At 38.4% G+C, this 17,079-nt stretch carries 17 protein-coding genes and 1 other annotated feature; of the genes, 13 read left to right on the top strand and 4 right to left on the bottom strand.

Annotated elements, in window-relative coordinates:
• Positions 1 to 133 precede the first annotated feature (133 nt).
• From AC4G3O_RS16170 to AC4G3O_RS16150, 5 genes are all read left to right on the top strand, one after another.
• Positions 134 to 397, top strand: coding sequence for a YtzC family protein (locus AC4G3O_RS16170; RefSeq protein ID WP_491136455.1), 264 nt, complete (start codon positions 134 to 136; stop codon positions 395 to 397).
• Between the two features lie 13 nt (positions 398 to 410).
• A complete protein-coding gene (locus AC4G3O_RS16165; protein WP_066109140.1) occupies positions 411 to 584 on the top strand; it encodes a glycogen biosynthesis protein GlgD in 174 nt (57 codons plus the stop codon).
• Between the two features lie 384 nt (positions 585 to 968).
• Positions 969 to 1,192, top strand: a binding site (T-box leader).
• Between the two features lie 77 nt (positions 1,193 to 1,269).
• Positions 1,270 to 3,681, top strand: a complete 2,412-nt coding sequence (gene leuS, locus AC4G3O_RS16160; protein WP_491136454.1) for a leucine--tRNA ligase — start codon at positions 1,270 to 1,272, stop codon at positions 3,679 to 3,681.
• Positions 3,682 to 3,746: 65 nt separating this feature from the next.
• On the top strand, positions 3,747 to 4,055 hold the full coding sequence (locus AC4G3O_RS16155; protein WP_490553412.1) for a rhodanese-like domain-containing protein: 309 nt from the start codon (positions 3,747 to 3,749) through the stop codon (positions 4,053 to 4,055).
• 58 nt (positions 4,056 to 4,113) lie between these two features.
• Positions 4,114 to 4,299 (top strand): sporulation protein Cse60, encoded by a 186-nt coding sequence (locus tag AC4G3O_RS16150; RefSeq protein WP_066109131.1) that lies wholly within the window; start codon positions 4,114 to 4,116, stop codon positions 4,297 to 4,299.
• A gap of 212 nt (positions 4,300 to 4,511) precedes the next feature.
• Here the strand turns inward: AC4G3O_RS16150 and AC4G3O_RS16145 are convergent, their stop codons facing one another.
• Together AC4G3O_RS16145 and AC4G3O_RS16140 are read right to left on the bottom strand one after the other, a co-directional pair.
• On the bottom strand, positions 4,512 to 4,979 hold the full coding sequence (locus AC4G3O_RS16145; protein WP_491136453.1) for a VanZ family protein: 468 nt from the start codon (positions 4,977 to 4,979) through the stop codon (positions 4,512 to 4,514).
• Positions 4,980 to 4,994: 15 nt separating this feature from the next.
• Entirely contained in the window at positions 4,995 to 6,266 is a 1,272-nt protein-coding gene (locus AC4G3O_RS16140; protein WP_491136452.1) for a BaiN/RdsA family NAD(P)/FAD-dependent oxidoreductase, read from the bottom strand.
• Positions 6,267 to 6,468: 202 nt separating this feature from the next.
• On the opposite strand from AC4G3O_RS16140, the gene AC4G3O_RS16135 reads away from it, so the two are divergent.
• Positions 6,469 to 8,091, top strand: a complete 1,623-nt coding sequence (locus tag AC4G3O_RS16135) for a putative polysaccharide biosynthesis protein (RefSeq protein ID WP_491136451.1) — start codon at positions 6,469 to 6,471, stop codon at positions 8,089 to 8,091.
• 66 nt (positions 8,092 to 8,157) lie between these two features.
• Here the strand turns inward: AC4G3O_RS16135 and AC4G3O_RS16130 are convergent, their stop codons facing one another.
• A complete protein-coding gene (locus tag AC4G3O_RS16130; protein WP_066109121.1) occupies positions 8,158 to 8,373 on the bottom strand; it encodes a hypothetical protein in 216 nt (71 codons plus the stop codon).
• A gap of 71 nt (positions 8,374 to 8,444) precedes the next feature.
• Between AC4G3O_RS16130 and AC4G3O_RS16125 the strand changes: the two genes are divergently transcribed.
• A complete protein-coding gene (locus AC4G3O_RS16125; protein WP_066109117.1) occupies positions 8,445 to 9,176 on the top strand; it encodes a pseudouridine synthase in 732 nt (243 codons plus the stop codon).
• Between the two features lie 39 nt (positions 9,177 to 9,215).
• On the opposite strand, the gene AC4G3O_RS16120 is transcribed toward AC4G3O_RS16125, so the two are convergent.
• Positions 9,216 to 9,437 carry a DeoR family transcriptional regulator gene (locus AC4G3O_RS16120; protein WP_049669825.1) on the bottom strand — a complete coding sequence of 74 codons (222 nt, stop codon included), beginning with the start codon at positions 9,435 to 9,437 and terminating at the stop codon, positions 9,216 to 9,218.
• 376 nt (positions 9,438 to 9,813) lie between these two features.
• Here AC4G3O_RS16120 and pepV point away from each other — a divergent pair, with 376 nt between their 5' ends.
• The 6 genes from pepV to pulA all read left to right on the top strand — a co-directional run bounded on the left by pepV (position 9,814) and on the right by pulA (position 16,991).
• Positions 9,814 to 11,223, top strand: a complete 1,410-nt coding sequence (pepV, locus tag AC4G3O_RS16115) for a dipeptidase PepV (RefSeq protein WP_066109114.1) — start codon at positions 9,814 to 9,816, stop codon at positions 11,221 to 11,223.
• Between the two features lie 25 nt (positions 11,224 to 11,248).
• Positions 11,249 to 12,103: a D-amino-acid transaminase gene (dat, locus tag AC4G3O_RS16110; protein ID WP_066109109.1), complete on the top strand. Its 855-nt coding sequence runs from the start codon at positions 11,249 to 11,251 to the stop codon at positions 12,101 to 12,103.
• Between the two features lie 125 nt (positions 12,104 to 12,228).
• On the top strand, positions 12,229 to 12,789 hold the full coding sequence (gene thpR, locus AC4G3O_RS16105) for an RNA 2',3'-cyclic phosphodiesterase (RefSeq protein ID WP_491136450.1): 561 nt from the start codon (positions 12,229 to 12,231) through the stop codon (positions 12,787 to 12,789).
• A gap of 125 nt (positions 12,790 to 12,914) precedes the next feature.
• Positions 12,915 to 13,910: an NERD domain-containing protein gene (locus AC4G3O_RS16100; protein WP_491136449.1), complete on the top strand. Its 996-nt coding sequence runs from the start codon at positions 12,915 to 12,917 to the stop codon at positions 13,908 to 13,910.
• Positions 13,888 to 14,850, top strand: coding sequence for a diacylglycerol/lipid kinase family protein (locus AC4G3O_RS16095; protein ID WP_139892781.1), 963 nt, complete (start codon positions 13,888 to 13,890; stop codon positions 14,848 to 14,850). The genes AC4G3O_RS16100 and AC4G3O_RS16095 overlap by 23 nt, the downstream gene beginning before the upstream one ends.
• Before the next feature lie 5 nt (positions 14,851 to 14,855).
• A complete protein-coding gene (pulA, locus tag AC4G3O_RS16090) occupies positions 14,856 to 16,991 on the top strand; it encodes a type I pullulanase (protein ID WP_175354318.1) in 2,136 nt (711 codons plus the stop codon).
• Positions 16,992 to 17,079 lie beyond the last annotated feature (88 nt).

The following is a 17,079-nucleotide window of genomic DNA, read 5'->3' as shown; positions in this document are numbered from 1 at the left end:
CTGATGTATACTTTCCAATTGACTATTATTAGCAGCTATTTAAAAATCATTAATCTTTTCAATTTCAAAGGGGCATAATGGATAATGGATGAGCTTTTGTAAACCAATCCAATGAAAAAAGGAGAGGGTATCTTTGGCTACACGAAAATCCATGGGTGAGTGTATAGAACGATGTACTAATGCAATTGAATTCGCAGAAGAGCAATATAAGGAGTCTGCAAAACAGGAGCACTACAATGAAGCAGGATATACCGAGGCATTGGTCAGATTGGAAAACTCATTTAATGAGTTAGAAGCAATGGATCACAGTGCAAATGATCAACAGCGTGATATGTTGAACCGTATGAAAATACAGGTTCAGGATATTCAGCATGCAATGGTTGTACGCAGGCGCTAAGGGGGTATTCACTATGCGGAAACGTTCTAAACATAATAATCCGGAACAAAAGACTCGTAATGGCATTAATAATCAAGATATCGAGGCTGGTGAAGATCAAGATATTATAAAGAAGGCTAAAAAGATGAACGAAGCATCTGGAGGCCAACAAACTAAAGCAACAGTTCATCCAAAGCAATACAAATAAACCAGCAGGCACAGTCTATATGGCTGTGCTTGTTGGTTTATTTGTATACAAGTGAGTTATGGGGATAATGAATGCGGCGGAGAATCCAGCCGGATGAAAGACTAATTCAGCCAGATGAGTGAGTAGATCAGCAAAATGAGAGGAATCCAGCCAATCGACAAAGGAATAGAGCCGGATATGCCCATAATCCAGCCAAATAAAGGATTAATCCGGCCAAAATTGAGATTAATCCAGCCCCCAGTTTCCCTCGCCAATCACACATAAATTTTTATCAAACCTGTATAATCGATGCTATATTTGTCAATGATTGAAAAAACAGTCTAAATTGACTTGAACTTTTTAGCGGATTTACATACAATGAATGTATATATTTTTTGAATCATATGAATAACTTTGAGAGGGATTAGTAGTAATTGTTGTTCTTTTTAGAGAGTTGACGGTCGCTGCAAGTCAACAGGACACATTATGAACTCACCCTGGAGTTGCAAGCCTGAACTAAGAGTAAGGTTTGCCGTACATCTGCGTTAAAGAGTCGAGCCGGATGCATATTTACTGCATCAATCAGGGTGGTACCGCGGGAAGTTAATAACAAGCCTCTCGTCCCTACTTATTAGGGATGAGTGGCTTTTTTTATTGTTTTAAGCTTTTAAGCACAGCAATTTTGAACCATGTAGGAGGAATTAGGATGAGTTTCAATCATGTAGAGATTGAAAAGAAATGGCAATCTTATTGGGAAGAACACAAAACATTCAAAACGACTGATCATGTAGGGAAGCGTAAATTTTACGCTTTGGATATGTTTCCTTATCCATCAGGAGCCGGCCTTCATGTAGGGCATCCTGAAGGATATACAGCAACAGATATTCTATCTCGCATGAAACGTATGCAGGGATATAATGTCCTTCATCCAATTGGCTGGGATGCATTTGGATTGCCTGCCGAGCAATATGCTCTTGATACAGGAAATGATCCGGAAGAGTTTACAGCTAAAAATATCGGTACATTCACACGTCAGATTAAATCACTTGGGTTCTCCTATGACTGGGACAGGGAAATCAATACAACCGACCCAGAGTACTATAAATGGACGCAGTGGATTTTCTTAAAGCTATATGAAAAAGGACTTGCCTATATGGCTGAAATACCGGTTAACTGGTGTCCGGCACTCGGAACAGTTTTGGCTAACGAAGAAGTTATTGATGGGAAAAGTGAGCGGGGCGGACATCCGGTTATCCGTAAGCCTATGCGCCAATGGATTTTGAAAATTACGGCTTATGCAGATCGTTTGATTGAGGATTTGGATGAATTGGATTGGCCTGAAAGCATTAAGGATATGCAGCGTAACTGGATCGGACGCTCTGAGGGAGCATCTGTAACTTTTAAGATTAAAGGTACGAACGAATCCTACACGGTATTCACGACACGTCCTGACACCTTGTTCGGGGCAACATATTCTGTCCTGTCACCAGAGCATCCGCTTGTGGATAAAATTACAACAGCAGAGCAAAAAGAAGCAGTTGAAGCGTATAAAAAGGAAATTCAATCTAAGAGCGATCTTGAGAGAACAGAGCTTTCTAAAGAGAAAACAGGTGTATTCACAGGAGCATATGCAATCAACCCGGCAAATGGGGAAGAGATTCCGATCTGGATTGCTGATTATGTATTGATGAGCTATGGTACAGGTGCAATTATGGCAGTTCCGGCTCATGATGAACGTGACTATGAATTCGCTAAGAAATTTGATTTGCCAATCCGTGAGGTTGTAGCGGGCGGAAATATTGAAAAAGAAGCTTATGCAGGAGAAGGAGAACATGTAAACTCTGAATTCTTGAATGGCTTGAATAAAGAAGAAGCAATTGGCAAAATGATCGAATGGCTTGAAGAACAAGGAATTGGTGAGAAGAAAGTAACCTATCGCTTGCGTGACTGGAACTTCTCTCGTCAGCGTTACTGGGGAGAGCCTATCCCAATTATTCATTGGGAAGATGGTACTATGTCAGCTGTACCTGAATCTGAGCTCCCGCTTATGCTTCCGAAAACAACCGAAATTAAACCATCAGGTACAGGTGAATCTCCTCTTGCCAACATTGAAGAGTGGGTAAATGTAGTAGATGAGAACGGCCGTAAAGGAAGACGCGAGACAAACACAATGCCTCAATGGGCGGGCAGCTGCTGGTACTTCCTGCGCTATATCGATCCGAAAAATCCAAACGCGATTGCTGATCCTGAAAAGCTTAAGCATTGGATGCCAGTAGATACGTATATTGGCGGAGCAGAACATGCTGTACTTCACTTGCTTTATGCAAGATTCTGGTACAAATTCTTGTATGATATTGGTGTTGTTCCTACAAAGGAACCTTTCCAAAAGCTATTTAACCAAGGAATGATACTTGGAGAAAATAACGAAAAAATGAGTAAATCCAAAGGAAATGTAGTAAATCCGGATGATATCGTAGAAAGCCATGGTGCGGATACACTTCGTCTCTATGAAATGTTCATGGGACCGCTTGATGCATCCATTGCTTGGTCTGCAAACGGACTTGATGGTTCCAGACGTTTCCTTGACCGTGTTTGGAGATTGTTTATTACCGATGACGGTACAGTAAATGATAAGATCACTGAATCCAATGATACTCACCTTGAGAAAATCTATCATCAAACGGTTAAAAAGGTAACAGAAGATTTGGAAGCACTTCACTTTAATACAGCTATTTCTCAAATGATGGTGTTTATTAATGAAGCGTATAAAGCGGAAATCCTTCCAATTCAATATATGGAAGGATTCGTGAAGCTCTTGTCACCTATTTGCCCTCATATCAGTGAAGAACTTTGGAGCAGACTTGGCAACAATGAAACACTTGCCTATGCTTCATGGCCTGCATATGATGAGTCCAAATTGGTTGATGATGAAATTGAAATTGTCATTCAAATAAACGGTAAAATGAGAGCAAAACTTCAGGTGCCTGCCGGCATTACGAAAGAAGAAATGGAAAAAATCGTAATGGAGAATGGAAAGGTCCAGGAGCAAATTGACGGTAAAACAATCCGTAAGGTTATTGCTGTTCCAGGAAAATTAGTAAATATCGTTGCAAACTAACAAGTGTGGCCGTCTTACGTTTACTAAAACGTAAGACGGCTTTTTTATAAAGGGGGAAAATGGAGATGGAAGAAATAAAAATTATCCAACCGGAAGAGCTGCAGATCAGAATTGAAAATGGAGAGGAATTATCCATCATTGATGTACGGGAGGATTATGAAGTTATAAATGGCATGGTACCAGGTGCTATTCATATGAGAATGGGAGAAATACCCGATCGGCTTGATGAGCTTGATAAAGAAACGGAGTATATTCTAATCTGTCATGCAGGAGTAAGAAGTGAAAATGTGGCTTATTTTCTGCAGGAGAAGGGATATAAGACAGCCTCAATGGAGGGCGGTATGATGCATTGGCAAGGGGAAATGGTATTCTGAATAGTATAAAAATATAAAAGTCTGGCAAAGATAGATAAAAACAGGAGGAGTCTTTGCCGTGATCCAAGTAAAAATGTTTGATTATGAACATGAAAAAGATCTGGAAAAAGGGATGAATCATTTTCTCGGAAAAATAGATGAGGATAGCATTGTAGATATAAAATATAATATAGCAGCTTTCGGTGAAGAGGATGAGGAAGACCAAATCTATTGTTTTAGCGCAATGGTTATCTATAAAAAATGAGTAGTTATCATTGTGGGTAAAATTAATTCTTAGTTCATATTTACAAGGAACAAGTCTATTCCCAAATGAAACGGAACATTTAAGAAATAATCCATAGGTTGATGAATTTAATTTTTGCTAACTCAATCGTTACAGCTAAAATTACAATTGAATATAGTAAAAAAAGTGGAGAAAACAAACTTGTTTCTCCACTTTTTTTAGGTTTGGACTTATTAGGTTAATGGTTTTTTGAAAAGCTTATACATGAGCTTGAAAACCATGTAGCCAAAGAAACCGCCGATTGTATTTAATAGAATATCATCTACATCAAATCCACCGACATGGAAGGTAAGCTGCATCGTCTCCACAAATAAAGAAAACAAGAAGGACAGAAATGTGATAATCAGTAAATTTCTCAGCTTTTTAAAGGCGATTGGCAGAAAAAATCCAAATGGCATAAAAGCAATAATATTACCGAATAGATTCGAAAACCATATTTTAAATTTGAAGTAATCAGCAAACGTAATATACATATTGATTGTTTTAAAGGGAACAAGATTATAAGATTCTATCCTGTCTTCTTGTCTATAGTATCCAAAAAACAAAAGATAGGAAAGGATGGCTAAATAGATGAAAAACAACATGTAAATAAGCGGCGAAAACAGCTTATTGTTTTTTATCGTTTGGGCTATATCCTGCACTTATACCATCCTTTCTTATGCCAGGAAATTATTCTTTGCTGCAGCATTTAATCCTGCTAAACGGCCGGTTACCAAAGCTGAAGTGATATTATAGCCGCCCGTATATCCGTGAATGTCCAAGATCTCTCCGCAGAAATATAAGCCATTCATGAATTTACTAGCCATTGTTTTTGGTTCAACTTCTTTAACCGATACTCCTCCGCCAGTCACAAATGCTTTCTCTAAAGAAAGTGTTCCATTAACACGGACAGGGAATTTTTTAATATCTTTGCTTAAAGAGCGCCATTTCTCATGGGCGATGACTGCACCCTGGGCAGAAGGGTCAATCTGGTTACGCTCCAGTAAAAATAATAAATATCTTTCAGGCACTAAACCTTTTAAGCTGTTTTTGACAGCTTTTTTGTCATCCGATTTAATAATTTTAATAATCTGTTGGAATACCTGTTCTTCATTTAAATCAGGGAGCGCGTCAATTTGGACAACGACCTCTTTAAGATTCCATTTTTTGAGGGCCTTTACAACAAATTGGCTGCATCGCAGGACACCTGGACCTGATAAGCCAAAATGTGTGAAAATCATATCCATACGATGGGTAATTAATGGTTTTCCTTTAGGATTCATTACGCTGATTGCGACATCGCGAAGTGAAAGACCCTGTAATGTTTTCTGTTTGATAAAATTTTCAGCTGACGTGAGCGGAACCTCAGTTGGGAATAGCTCTGTAACAGTATGTCCAGCTTTTTCCGCCCAAGCGTAACCATCACCGGTTGACCCGGTGTGAGGAACGGATTTACCACCAACAGCAATGACAACGGAGTCAGCTTCGATCGTTTCGCCTGTTTGTGTCCGAACGCCAATTACTTTCCCTGAATCATACAAAACATCAGCTATAGGTGAGTTTGTGCGTATATCAGTACCCAATTGGTTCAAGCGATTCATCATTGCATCCACAACGGATTGGGCTTTGTCATTAACTGGAAACATTCTTCCGTGATCTTCCTCTTTTAATTCAACTCCCAGTTTCTTGAAGAAAGAAATGATTCCCTCATTATCAAATTCAGAGAATGCACCGTACAGGAACTTGCCATTACCGGGAATATGCTTGATAATCTCATCAATCGGCAGACGGTTTGTGACATTGCATCGGCCTCCGCCTGAAATGGCCAGCTTTCGGCCAAGCTTGGATCCTTTATCTATTAATAAGGTGGAAGCGCCGTTTTCTGCAGCTGCTATGGCAGCCATTAAACCGGAGGGGCCTCCGCCTATAATTATTACATCGTATTTCATTATTCCATCTCTTTTCTAAAACATGCTAATATGTTCTATTATAAGTGATTTTATGAATAAGGCAAAAGTCGTAAACAAATTGAAGTTCAATTGTCAAAAAGGATAGAAAAGAGTAAACTACAGAATAGTGAACAAATAAACAAAAAGACTCATGAAAATATATTTCTTACAGGTTAAGGGAAAGAGTGAAAGGGATTGTTACATGTCATCGAAACTTATTAGAGGCACTTTTATTCTAACAGTTGGTATGGTTTTATCGAAAATACTCGGATTGTTTTATGTTATTCCTTTTAATCAAATTGTCGGCAAAGAAGGAATGGCGTTATACGGCTTTGCGTATATCCCCTATACGATTTTCATCAGTATATCAACGGGAGGGATTCCCCTCGCGGTAGCCAAATTTGTGGCCAAATATAATGCAATGGGTGAATATGCAGTTGGGCGTAAGCTGTTTGAATCAAGCCGAAAAATAATGATGTTAACGGGGATTACGGCTTTTCTCATTATGTATGTTAGCGCCCCTGGATTGGCTGCCATGATGGATACGCAAAAATTTTCCGTTGAGGATGTTACATCGGTTATACGGGCTGTTAGCTTTGCTCTGATCCTTGTACCTTCGCAAAGTATATTGCGTGGGTTCTTTCAAGGAAATGAGTCAATGGGGCCGACAGCTGTTTCCCAGGTTATCGAGCAGATAGCACGAATTATATTCCTGCTGGGCGGTGCATATATTGTCCTGAATTTAATGGGCGGAGATGTCGTACAGGCTATGAGTGTGGCAACATTTTCAGCCTTTATTGGAGCGGTTTTCGGATTTCTAGTTCTCTTATGGTATTGGAAAAAGCGGAAACGTCATCTCGATAAACTTTTGAGCGAAAGTAAAAATGAAATAGATATATCTCTTAAAGAGATCTATAAAGAAATCATTGTTTCCTCAATACCATTTATTTTTGTTGGATTGGCTATGCCTCTATTCCAGTTAGTTGATACGGTTACTTTTAACAGAGCGATGGTATCAATTGGAGAAAAGGCAACAACAGATGTGGCTTTTGGTGTTTTAAATGTATCGACTCAAAAGCTTGTCCTTATTCCAATGACACTGGCTACGGCCTTTTCGTTGTCCATTGTTCCAAGTGTAACGAAATCGTTTGTTGAAAAGAATTGGAAGCTATACAAACAACAATTAACAGAAACGTTCCAAACTTTGCTGTTTATTCTGATACCGGCAGTTGTAGGAATCAGTGTTTTATCTGAGAGCGTATATGGATCGTTTTATGGATTTCTTGATTTAGGGTCAGAAGTATTGAAAGTTTATGCACCGGTTGCTATTCTATTTGCTTTATTTTCTGTTACAGCTGCAATCATGCAGGGAATAAGCCAGCAGCGTTTTACAGTCCTTAGTTTATTGACTGGGATATTAATAAAACTGAGTCTTAATATTCCGTTTATAAAAATGTTTGAAACGAATGGGGCAGTTTATGCGACTGCAATTGGATATACGGTCAGTACGCTTATTAATTTATATGTAATTTATTACTTTACTGGTTATCGAATAAAACCCGTGCTGAAAAGGGGATTATTATCACTCATATTTGCTGGGGTTATGGCCTTGGTTGTATGGAGTCTGGATCAGGTCCTGGCTTCCTGGATAGGTTCAAAAGGTCAGATGGATGCGGTTTTCAGGGTGGCGATTACTGTTCCAGTCGGGATCCTAATCTACTTTTTCTTATCCATTAAAAGTGGTCTATTACATGTTATTTTTGGAGAGCGAACGGATGGACTATTGCGCAAGCTAAAATTGAGCCGTTTCACGAGAGGGAATTAATCGAATTAAAATGTGAAAGTTTAACTTTAAGGCCTGCTTATTATTTAAAGCAGGCCATTCTCATAATTAGTATCGCATTCCAAGTGCTCGTTCAATGCGGGATACACGTCGATCAAGGCGTTCAAATTGGCGCTCCAGACGTTCAAAGCGGTTTTCAAGCCGATCTATACGGGCATTAACTCCACCTAAGCCAGGAAATAGGCCTCCTGGTCCAGGAAAACCGGCTGGCTGTGGCAATTGTCTATCATCTTGTTCGTTAGAGGGTTGTTGTTGATAATCCATAAATTTAGAACACTCCTTCAATTTATATTCAGCATTAGTCTATTCAAAAAAGGAAAATGGGTGATTTTAGGATGAGAATTGATAAATTATTGGCTAACTCCGGTTATGGAAGCCGGAAAGAGGTTAAACAATTACTTAAATCAGGGGCAGTTCTTTGTAATGATGTAAAAATAAGCGATGCTAAAAAGCATGTCAATCCGGATGAGGATGTAATTACCGTTTATGGAGAGCAAGTCAACTATAAGGAATACATTTATTTGTTAATGAATAAACCGGCCGGATACATATCTGCCACAGAAGATGACAGGCTGAAAACGGTGCTTGATTTATTGGAACCTGAAGATGCAAGTAAAAAACCATTCCCTGTTGGAAGGCTGGATCGGGATACTGAAGGGCTGTTGGTTCTTACAAATGATGGGCAGCTTGCTCATGAGGTGCTTGCTCCCAAAAAACATGTTCCTAAAACCTATTACGCAGTTATTCAGGGGATTGTAACCGAGGAAGATATTGAACAGTTTGCTAAGGGAGTTACATTGGATGATGGATATGTAACGAAACCGGGAAAATTAAGGATTCTTACAAGTGGTCCAAGATCTGAAATAGAAGTCATCATAACAGAAGGAAAATATCATCAGGTTAAACGGATGTTTGAAGCTGTAGGAAAAAAAGTAGTGTATTTGAAAAGAATTAAGATGGGCGAGCTTGAGTTGGATGAGAGCTTGAAAACAGGAGAGTACAGAGAAATGACTGAAGAAGAGATCAACCTATTGAATACACGTACTCCGGAAAAAGAAGACCGTTAAAAAGCGGTCTTCTTTTTGTAGGAAAAACTGTTTAAATCATTACGAGGTTAATTTAACTTTCTTTTGAGTGGTGGTCCACTTTCCACGACTGGGGCTGACAACAAGTTCGTTATAAGCCAACACATTTAAGTCCCTCTGAATGGTGCGTGGAGTAATTCCAAATTCATCCACTAATTCTTGGGTTGTTACCGTGCCGTTGCGGACGATGAACATATAAATGGACTTAATTCTGGTAAGCATACGGTTTGTTGAAGGTTTCAAAAAACCACTCCTTATGGATAGTTTCCAATGGCAACATTCCAACCTGCAAGGTATAAAGGCTGTTAACCATCCCACTTAACTAAGTTATCACCTATACAGCACTCCTTTTTTAGGACTTCAAAATACAAGTCCTTCTAGTACTATAATACCCCTCTCTAAATTTTAAATCCATATTTTCCAATAAAATAAAATGAAAATTCACTTAACTATATCTATTTTTGCGATACAGGCACTATGACAGCAATACGATATATTTTATTTATTACACTATAAAATATGAACGGCACAGTCATGTGGTTCAACAAAAAATGCTAATCATGCTGAAATTCGATATAATAACGATAAATGATATGACAAAGAAATGAGGGTCACTTTTATGGATCTTAATTGGCAAAAAGAAGTGGAAATGAGAAAAAATGATTTGATTGCCGACACCCAGAAATTACTTCGAATTAAAAGTACACTGGATGAATCTGCATCAACTACTGATATTCCTTTTGGTCCTGGAATAAAGGAAGCGCTTGATTTTATGCTTCAGCTTGGAGAAAAAGACGGTTTTACCACTAAAAATGTTGATAACTATGGAGCTCATTTGGAAATGGGAAACGGAGATGAGCTCCTCGGTATACTTGGACATTTGGATGTAGTGCCTGAGGGAGAGGGCTGGACCAGCGACCCTTATTCAGCAGATATTCGGGATGGAAAAATATTTGCACGTGGCGCGATCGACGATAAAGGACCAACGATGGCTGCCTATTATGCGATGAAGATCATTAAAGAAATGGGCATCGATTTAAATAAAAGAGTTCGATTGATTTTGGGTACGGATGAAGAAAGTGACTGGCGCTGTATGGATTATTATTTTGAAAAAGAAGAAATGCCAACGGTAGGGTTCGTGCCGGATGCTGATTTTCCAATTATCTATGCAGAAAAGGGGATAGCAGATTTCACAATGGATATGAAATCAAAAAGTATACCGGCTGAATCCTTTGTTGTGAAAAGCTTTGAAGCGGGCCAGCGTTTTAATATGGTACCAGAGGCAGCTAAAGCAACTATTTCTCTTAATTTCGATGAGGCGAAAGAGTGGAAAGAAAAATTTGCAATGTACTTGAAAGATCATAATTTAAAAGGTACATATTCCATGTTAGATAATGAGGTCATCTTAACGATGGAAGGGATATCTGTCCATGGTATGGAGCCTGATCTTGGACTTAATGCAGGTCTTAAGCTGGCGGATTTTCTATTCACCATGCCTTTACGTGGGGATGACCGTGCATTTTTTGAATTCATCCATCAGTATTTGAGCAGTGAATCCAGAGGAAGAAAACTTGGTGTAGCTTATTCGGATGATATTACCGGTGATTTAACCATTAATTATGGAATTATTACATATAGAAATGGCGAATTAGGTAAGATTGCCTTCAATATGCGTTATCCTGTGACATATGATTTTGAGAATGGATGGAAAACGATTGAGCAAATCGCTGATAAGCATCAATTTACTGCGACTATAAAAACCCATTTGGGACCTCACCATGTGGATGCAAATAGCCAATTGGTTAAAACTTTGCAAAAAATTTATCACGAGCACACAGGGGAAGAACCTGAGCTATTGGCAATTGGCGGCGGGACGTATGCGCGTGCGCTGAAAAATGCGGTTGCCTTTGGCCCTTTATTTCCGGGGAGGGAAGATGTAGCTCATCAAAAAGACGAATACATCATGATTGACGATTTATTAAAAGCAACAGCTATGTATGCACAAGCTATCTATGAATTAACAAGATAATCTATCACAAGGGGAGTTGGGGGAAATGGATTATATTGTTCACAATGGCGTCCTTTCGAAAAGAGAAACAATTGCCATCGATATAGAAGATCGTGGGTATCAATTTGGGGATGGTATCTACGAGGTTATACGGATTTATAATGGAAAGCTATTTGCGTGGGAAGGGCATAGCAGGCGTCTGTTTGCAAGCGCACAAAAGATCGGCATAGAGATACCCTACAGTCCGAAACGCCTTAAGGAGATTATTGAGGAATTGGTTCTTAAAAATGAGCTGACTACCGGTACTGTTTATCTGCAATTTACACGGGGGGTTTCACCGCGGAATCATGCTTTTCCAGGTAAAGAGGTGGTACCGACCTTTATCGCTTATACAAGAGAATCTGAACGTCCTGTTGTACTGATGGAGTCAGGTGCTGAAGTCTGTATTATTGAAGATAAACGGTGGCTTAATTGCGATATTAAAAGCTTGAACCTTCTCGGTAATATCCTAGCCTTTGAAGAGGCGGTTAAACAGGGATGTAAGGAAGCGATTTTAAACAGAGATGGCATGATAACAGAAGGCAGTCATACGAATGTATCGATTATAAAGGATGGTATTCTGATTACTCATCCTGCAAACAATCTAATTTTAAATGGGATTACCAGGCAGTTGGTTTTAATGCTTTGTGAGGAGCTTTCAATTCCTTACGAAGAAAGACCATTTACACCTGGGGAATTAATGTCGGCTGATGAGGTATTTCTGTCTGGTACCACATTAGAAATTATACCCGTTGTAAAAACCAACGGACAAGCGGTTGGAAAAGCTCCATATACTACAACAAGAAAGCTTCAGAAAGCCTTCCTTGCTAAAATTGAAAATGAATGCGGAAGATTAAAGTAAATGGAAAAGAGTTCAGGGAATACTAACCCTGAACTCTTTTTTGAATAAACATTTTTATTCAAAATCGTCTAAATAGTTAAAATAGAAGGAAGGACATTATGTTAAAATATGAAGGAGATAGGCCGATGAATAGACAGAATCATTATTTTTTTGCAATTGAATTACCTAAGGAGATTAAAGAATCATTGCACCAATGGGCTGCTGAATTAGAACGTATGTATGCATTTAAAAGCTGGGTTCATCCAAGCGATTATCATATTACTTTAGCATTCCTTGGCAGTGCCTCTCATAGTATGTTGGATGGTGCTGTGAATTTATTGAAGTCAAGAGCAGAGCAACTTGTTAAATTTCCATTAACGATTAAAGGATTGGGTACATTTGGTATGGTGAATCAGCCAAGAATTCTATGGGCAGATGTGAGGAAACAGCCGATCTTATATGAAGTGCAGAAGAACGTATGGAATGCTTGTACAAGTATCGGCTTTAAGTTGGATACAAAGCCGTTTACACCGCATGCTACGATAGCAAGAAGATGTATGGAGGCAATGGAAAAAGACAGTCTAAGACAACTAGAAGACTCTCTCCCATCTATACCAGAATTTCAGGTACAGCATCTCGTTCTATATCAAACCAATAGCCAATCTATTCCTAAATATGAACCGATCATTAAATTTCCATTGGTGTAAGATATTCATAAACGTAATGGTAGGTTGAATTGATTAAAACATGAAGGCTTTATTGGTCATGATTATGCACATCTAAAATGACCATATAGATTTTAAAGAGACTAGAAAAGGGCAGGGGAAACGGGATGGGACAATTAATTAAACTGCAGGATTATGTATCCCGTTATGAACAGGATATTTATCATTATTCCTCTCAGTTTGTCCGCTTAAAAAAACAGCAATGGACTAAACTAAAGCAGGCTTATGAAGAAGGAGATATCAATGACTGGCTGATTGGCGGAGAAAACAATGAGATATCTCAAAATCAGGATGATCCCATTAAAAAGAGAACTCTCTCGGAGACGTTTAAGAAGATATTTACTAAAAGAGAACAAGGCGAACCTTTTCACGTTCATGAAGGGCAAACTGTTTCAAACAGAGAACAGGAATTGGGACGATTTTTGAAATTCCCCCCACGAACAGAGAGCGATTTAAAACAGCAATTTTTAGATCGGATTTTTAATTTTCAGCTTAAATGGGCGAGTTCAACCTTAAGAGAAAAATCTGTAGTAAATGCCAATTATGTATATGACCAGAAACTGCGTTATTTTTTGCAACGCTTTCCTGATAACTGCTTAATTCTTTACAAGCCTGTCTTTCAGTTTAAAAATGCACCGGTAGAATTGGATATTCTGCTTATGACGCCTACGGAAATATGGTGCTTAACTTTTCTTGAAGCAGAAGAGGATGCCGTATTTTTGGCGGACAGGGGAAGGTTTTGGACAAGAAAACATCATAATCGGGCAGACAAAAAAGTGTTAAACCCGTATATATCCATAAATCGTATGGAAAGAATCATTAAGAGGATCTTAGAAAGCAAGGAGATTGATATGCCAATCAGAAAAGGAATCATTTGTCGTAATGGATATATCGATGATGTAAATGCCATCCATACAGAGATAATCATCGACAAGCGTTCTTATGCAAGATGGTTTGAGGGCATACGTAATAATCAGTCTCCTATAAAAAACCAACAGCTTAAGTCAGGTCAGGCTCTATTGGACTACTGCAGTACAGCCTACACTATTAGAATGGATTTGGAAGAGGAGTTGGAGGAGCTTGATAGAGAGAGCGGTTTATAGGGAAGCTTTAATGAGCAAGGAGAAGTTCAATTTCATTATAAATCCTGCCGCGAAGAATAGGGGAAGCTTAAAAATTTGGAAAAAGGTAAAAAAATACCTAGAACGTGAAAATATCCATTACCAATATAGGTATACAGAATATGAAGGACATGCCTGTAAAATCACTAGAGAAATTTTGGAAAAGGAGAGTGATTCGTTAATTATTGCTGTAGGTGGAGACGGGACGATTCATGAAGTCATTAATGGTGCTGTCGGATATAAAGAAGCCAGGATATCTTATATTCCTGCAGGATCCGGAAATGATTTTTCAAGAGGATACCAGATTGATAAAAATCCGACTAAAGCATTTAAAAAATTGTGTCTAAATAGTGAAAAAATGACACCAATCGATCTAGGATCCTATAAAACTGACAAACAAGGGTATTTTATGAACAGTTTGGGTATGGGATTGGATGCAGCAGTTACAAAAGCTGTAAATGAGTCGAAATCAAAATATTACTTTAATAAAATAGGCGCTGGAAAGCTTGTTTATTTATATTTCTTTTTTATTAAATGGTTAACATATAGACCAATTGATGTTTCTCTTTCGATAGATGGCCGGGACCTCAACTATAAAAATGTTTGGCTTGTTACGACATCCAATCAGCCCTATTTTGGTGGTGGAATAAAGATTTCACCAAACTCGAAACCAGATGACGGGCTTTTTCATATCATAATCGTACATAATATTTCCAAATGGAAACTGATACTTATGTTCGTCACAGTAGTTTGGGGCGGCCATCTCAAAATAAGGGGAGTACAGGAATTACAAGGGAAGAATATAAAACTTTCTTCTGAGCAACCAGCATTTATTCATGCAGATGGCGATTATATTGGCAATGATAAGGTAGTCGTTAATATGCATCATCATAAAGTAAATATTGCAGCTTTAGGAGAGTGAGTATTGTGTATTCAGATAGGTTTTCAGCTTTTTTGGACGCATTAAACAAAATTACCATCTTAATTCCACTTAATTATCGTGATAACGAAACCCCGACCTTTACGATTTATTTCGAAGGTCAAAAAATTGGCGTATTAAAGGTTGAAGAGGTCGTTCGAATAGAGCATTACATTAAATATATATGTACGGCTCCATTTGAAATACCGCTTGGTGAAGAGTATCAAATAGAGGATGATAAAGGAATAGCCTTTGGACTTCGGACAGGTGCAGTAATCCGGACTCCTGAATTTGATGAACATTATCATTATGATGGAAATGATTTAGGCGCTGTCTATACAAAAGAAAAGACAGTGTTTAAGCTATGGGCACCAACTGCTACCAGTGTAAAGGTTAAGCTAATCAATGATTTTGGGGCCGAAAAAGGAACTGTGGCGATGCAGCGGGGGGAAAGAGGAGTATGGTCATTAACGATTCATAATGATTTAAAGGGTTATTTTTATTCTTATTTGGTTCGTGTCAATTATATTTGGAGAGAAGCAACCGACCCATATTCGAAGGCTGTTTCTGTAAATGGCCAATACAGCGCTATTATAGATCCCGAAAAAATCGAAAGACATTCCTATAAAATTCCTACGTTAGACAGCCATGTCGATGCAATTATCTATGAAACACATGTACGCGACTTTTCTCATCATAACAACAGCGGCATGGATGCCAAGGGGAAATACTTGGCGTTTACAGAAGAAAATACGAAAACAAACAAAGGATATTCAACCGGGATCAGTTATTTAAAGGAACTTGGAGTTACTCATATTGAACTCTTGCCGGTTAATGATTTCTCAGGGGTTGATGAAACAGTCATTGGTAAGGAGTATAATTGGGGTTATAATCCGCGTCATTTTAATTCTCCAGTAGGAGTCTACAGCACAAATCCGCATCTGCCGTTCAATCGAATAGAAGAATTAAAGGAATTGATTAAGAGTCTTCATAAAAATGGACTTGGCGTTATTTTGGATGTTGTTTATAATCATGTATTTCAAAAGGAATTGTCTAACTTTGAGAAAATCGTACCTGGCTATTATTTCCGCTATGATTCAAACGGAATGCCTTCAAATGGCAGCGGCTGTGGAAATGATGTAGCATCAGAACGATTTATGGTCCGAAAATTCATTATAGCCTCCATTAAATATTGGTTGGAGTATTTTCAGGTTGATGGATTTAGATTTGATTTAATGGGCTTACTAGACTTGGATACGATGAAGGAAATAGAACGTGTGGTAAGAGAAATAAGACCGGATGCCATTCTCATCGGAGAAGGCTGGGATTTACACACAGCACTCCCTGCTGAGCAAAAATCAACGATTGCAAATGCTCATAAATTAACGGGTATTGGATTCTTTAATGATCGCTTTAGAGATACGATTAAAGGAAGTAATTTTGATTTAAAAGATATCGGCTATATTTCCGGTAAAAGAGTAGAGCCGCATGATTTCTTTGAGCTTGTGACCAATACAGGTACCGAATATCCATTGACATCGGTACAATCAGTCAATTTTGTGGAATGTCATGATAATCACACATTATGGGATCGCCTTCAGGTGGCTAATGGGTTGGAGTCAAATGAATTAAGGCAGCGCCGTCATCGTTTTGCTACAAGTATTGTCTTGCTTTCACAAGGTATTCCATTTTTGCATAGTGGACAGGAATTTTTTAGAACAAAACAAGGAATCGAAAATAGTTATTGTTCACCGGATTGGATAAATGAACTTAATTGGGATCTAAGAGAGCAACATGATGAAACAATATCTTATTTAAAATGCTTGATACAAATTCGAAAAAGCCATGGTGCATTCCGTTTTCGAACACGTGAAGAAATAGAAAGACATATGAAAATTGTCGATATTCATGTTAATTGTCATGCCCTGATGTATGAAAATGTCGGTGAATATGGAAGCTGGAAAAATATTTTAGTAATCTTCCACCATGCTGAAAAGGAAACAGCAATCACTCTGCCAAATGATACTGAATGGGATATTCTTTGTGATAGTTGTGCTGATGGACAAGGAGACCGTATAATCAGGAAAAGCATAAGAGATTATACCCTTGAACCTTTGCGAACATATGTGTTTGTTCAGGAATAATAGTCAGGAACACTTGACGAATGTGTCCCTAACCTACTAAAATTTAATAAGATGGCTATTGGAAAAAAGCAGTCAATGGCTGTCTTTT

The organism is Bacillus sp. z14 (2026) (assembly GCF_058313575.1).
Note: the sequence above shows the minus strand (reverse complement) of the source record. Positions and strands in the feature narration are given on the sequence as shown.

Excerpts from the sequence above, each read along its gene's own strand:
- AC4G3O_RS16165 (WP_066109140.1), top strand. The coding sequence starts at position 411 with ATGCGGAAACGTTCTAAACATAATAATCCGGAACAAAAGACTCGTAAT.
- leuS (WP_491136454.1), top strand. The coding sequence starts at position 1,270 with ATGAGTTTCAATCATGTAGAGATTGAAAAGAAATGGCAATCTTATTGG.
- AC4G3O_RS16155 (WP_490553412.1), top strand. The coding sequence starts at position 3,747 with ATGGAAGAAATAAAAATTATCCAACCGGAAGAGCTGCAGATCAGAATT.
- AC4G3O_RS16140 (WP_491136452.1), bottom strand. The coding sequence starts at position 6,266 with ATGAAATACGATGTAATAATTATAGGCGGAGGCCCCTCCGGTTTAATG.
- AC4G3O_RS16135 (WP_491136451.1), top strand. The coding sequence starts at position 6,469 with ATGTCATCGAAACTTATTAGAGGCACTTTTATTCTAACAGTTGGTATG.
- AC4G3O_RS16130 (WP_066109121.1), bottom strand. The coding sequence starts at position 8,373 with ATGGATTATCAACAACAACCCTCTAACGAACAAGATGATAGACAATTG.
- AC4G3O_RS16125 (WP_066109117.1), top strand. The coding sequence starts at position 8,445 with ATGAGAATTGATAAATTATTGGCTAACTCCGGTTATGGAAGCCGGAAA.
- pepV (WP_066109114.1), top strand. The coding sequence starts at position 9,814 with ATGGATCTTAATTGGCAAAAAGAAGTGGAAATGAGAAAAAATGATTTG.
- dat (WP_066109109.1), top strand. The coding sequence starts at position 11,249 with ATGGATTATATTGTTCACAATGGCGTCCTTTCGAAAAGAGAAACAATT.
- thpR (WP_491136450.1), top strand. The coding sequence starts at position 12,229 with ATGAATAGACAGAATCATTATTTTTTTGCAATTGAATTACCTAAGGAG.
- AC4G3O_RS16100 (WP_491136449.1), top strand. The coding sequence starts at position 12,915 with ATGGGACAATTAATTAAACTGCAGGATTATGTATCCCGTTATGAACAG.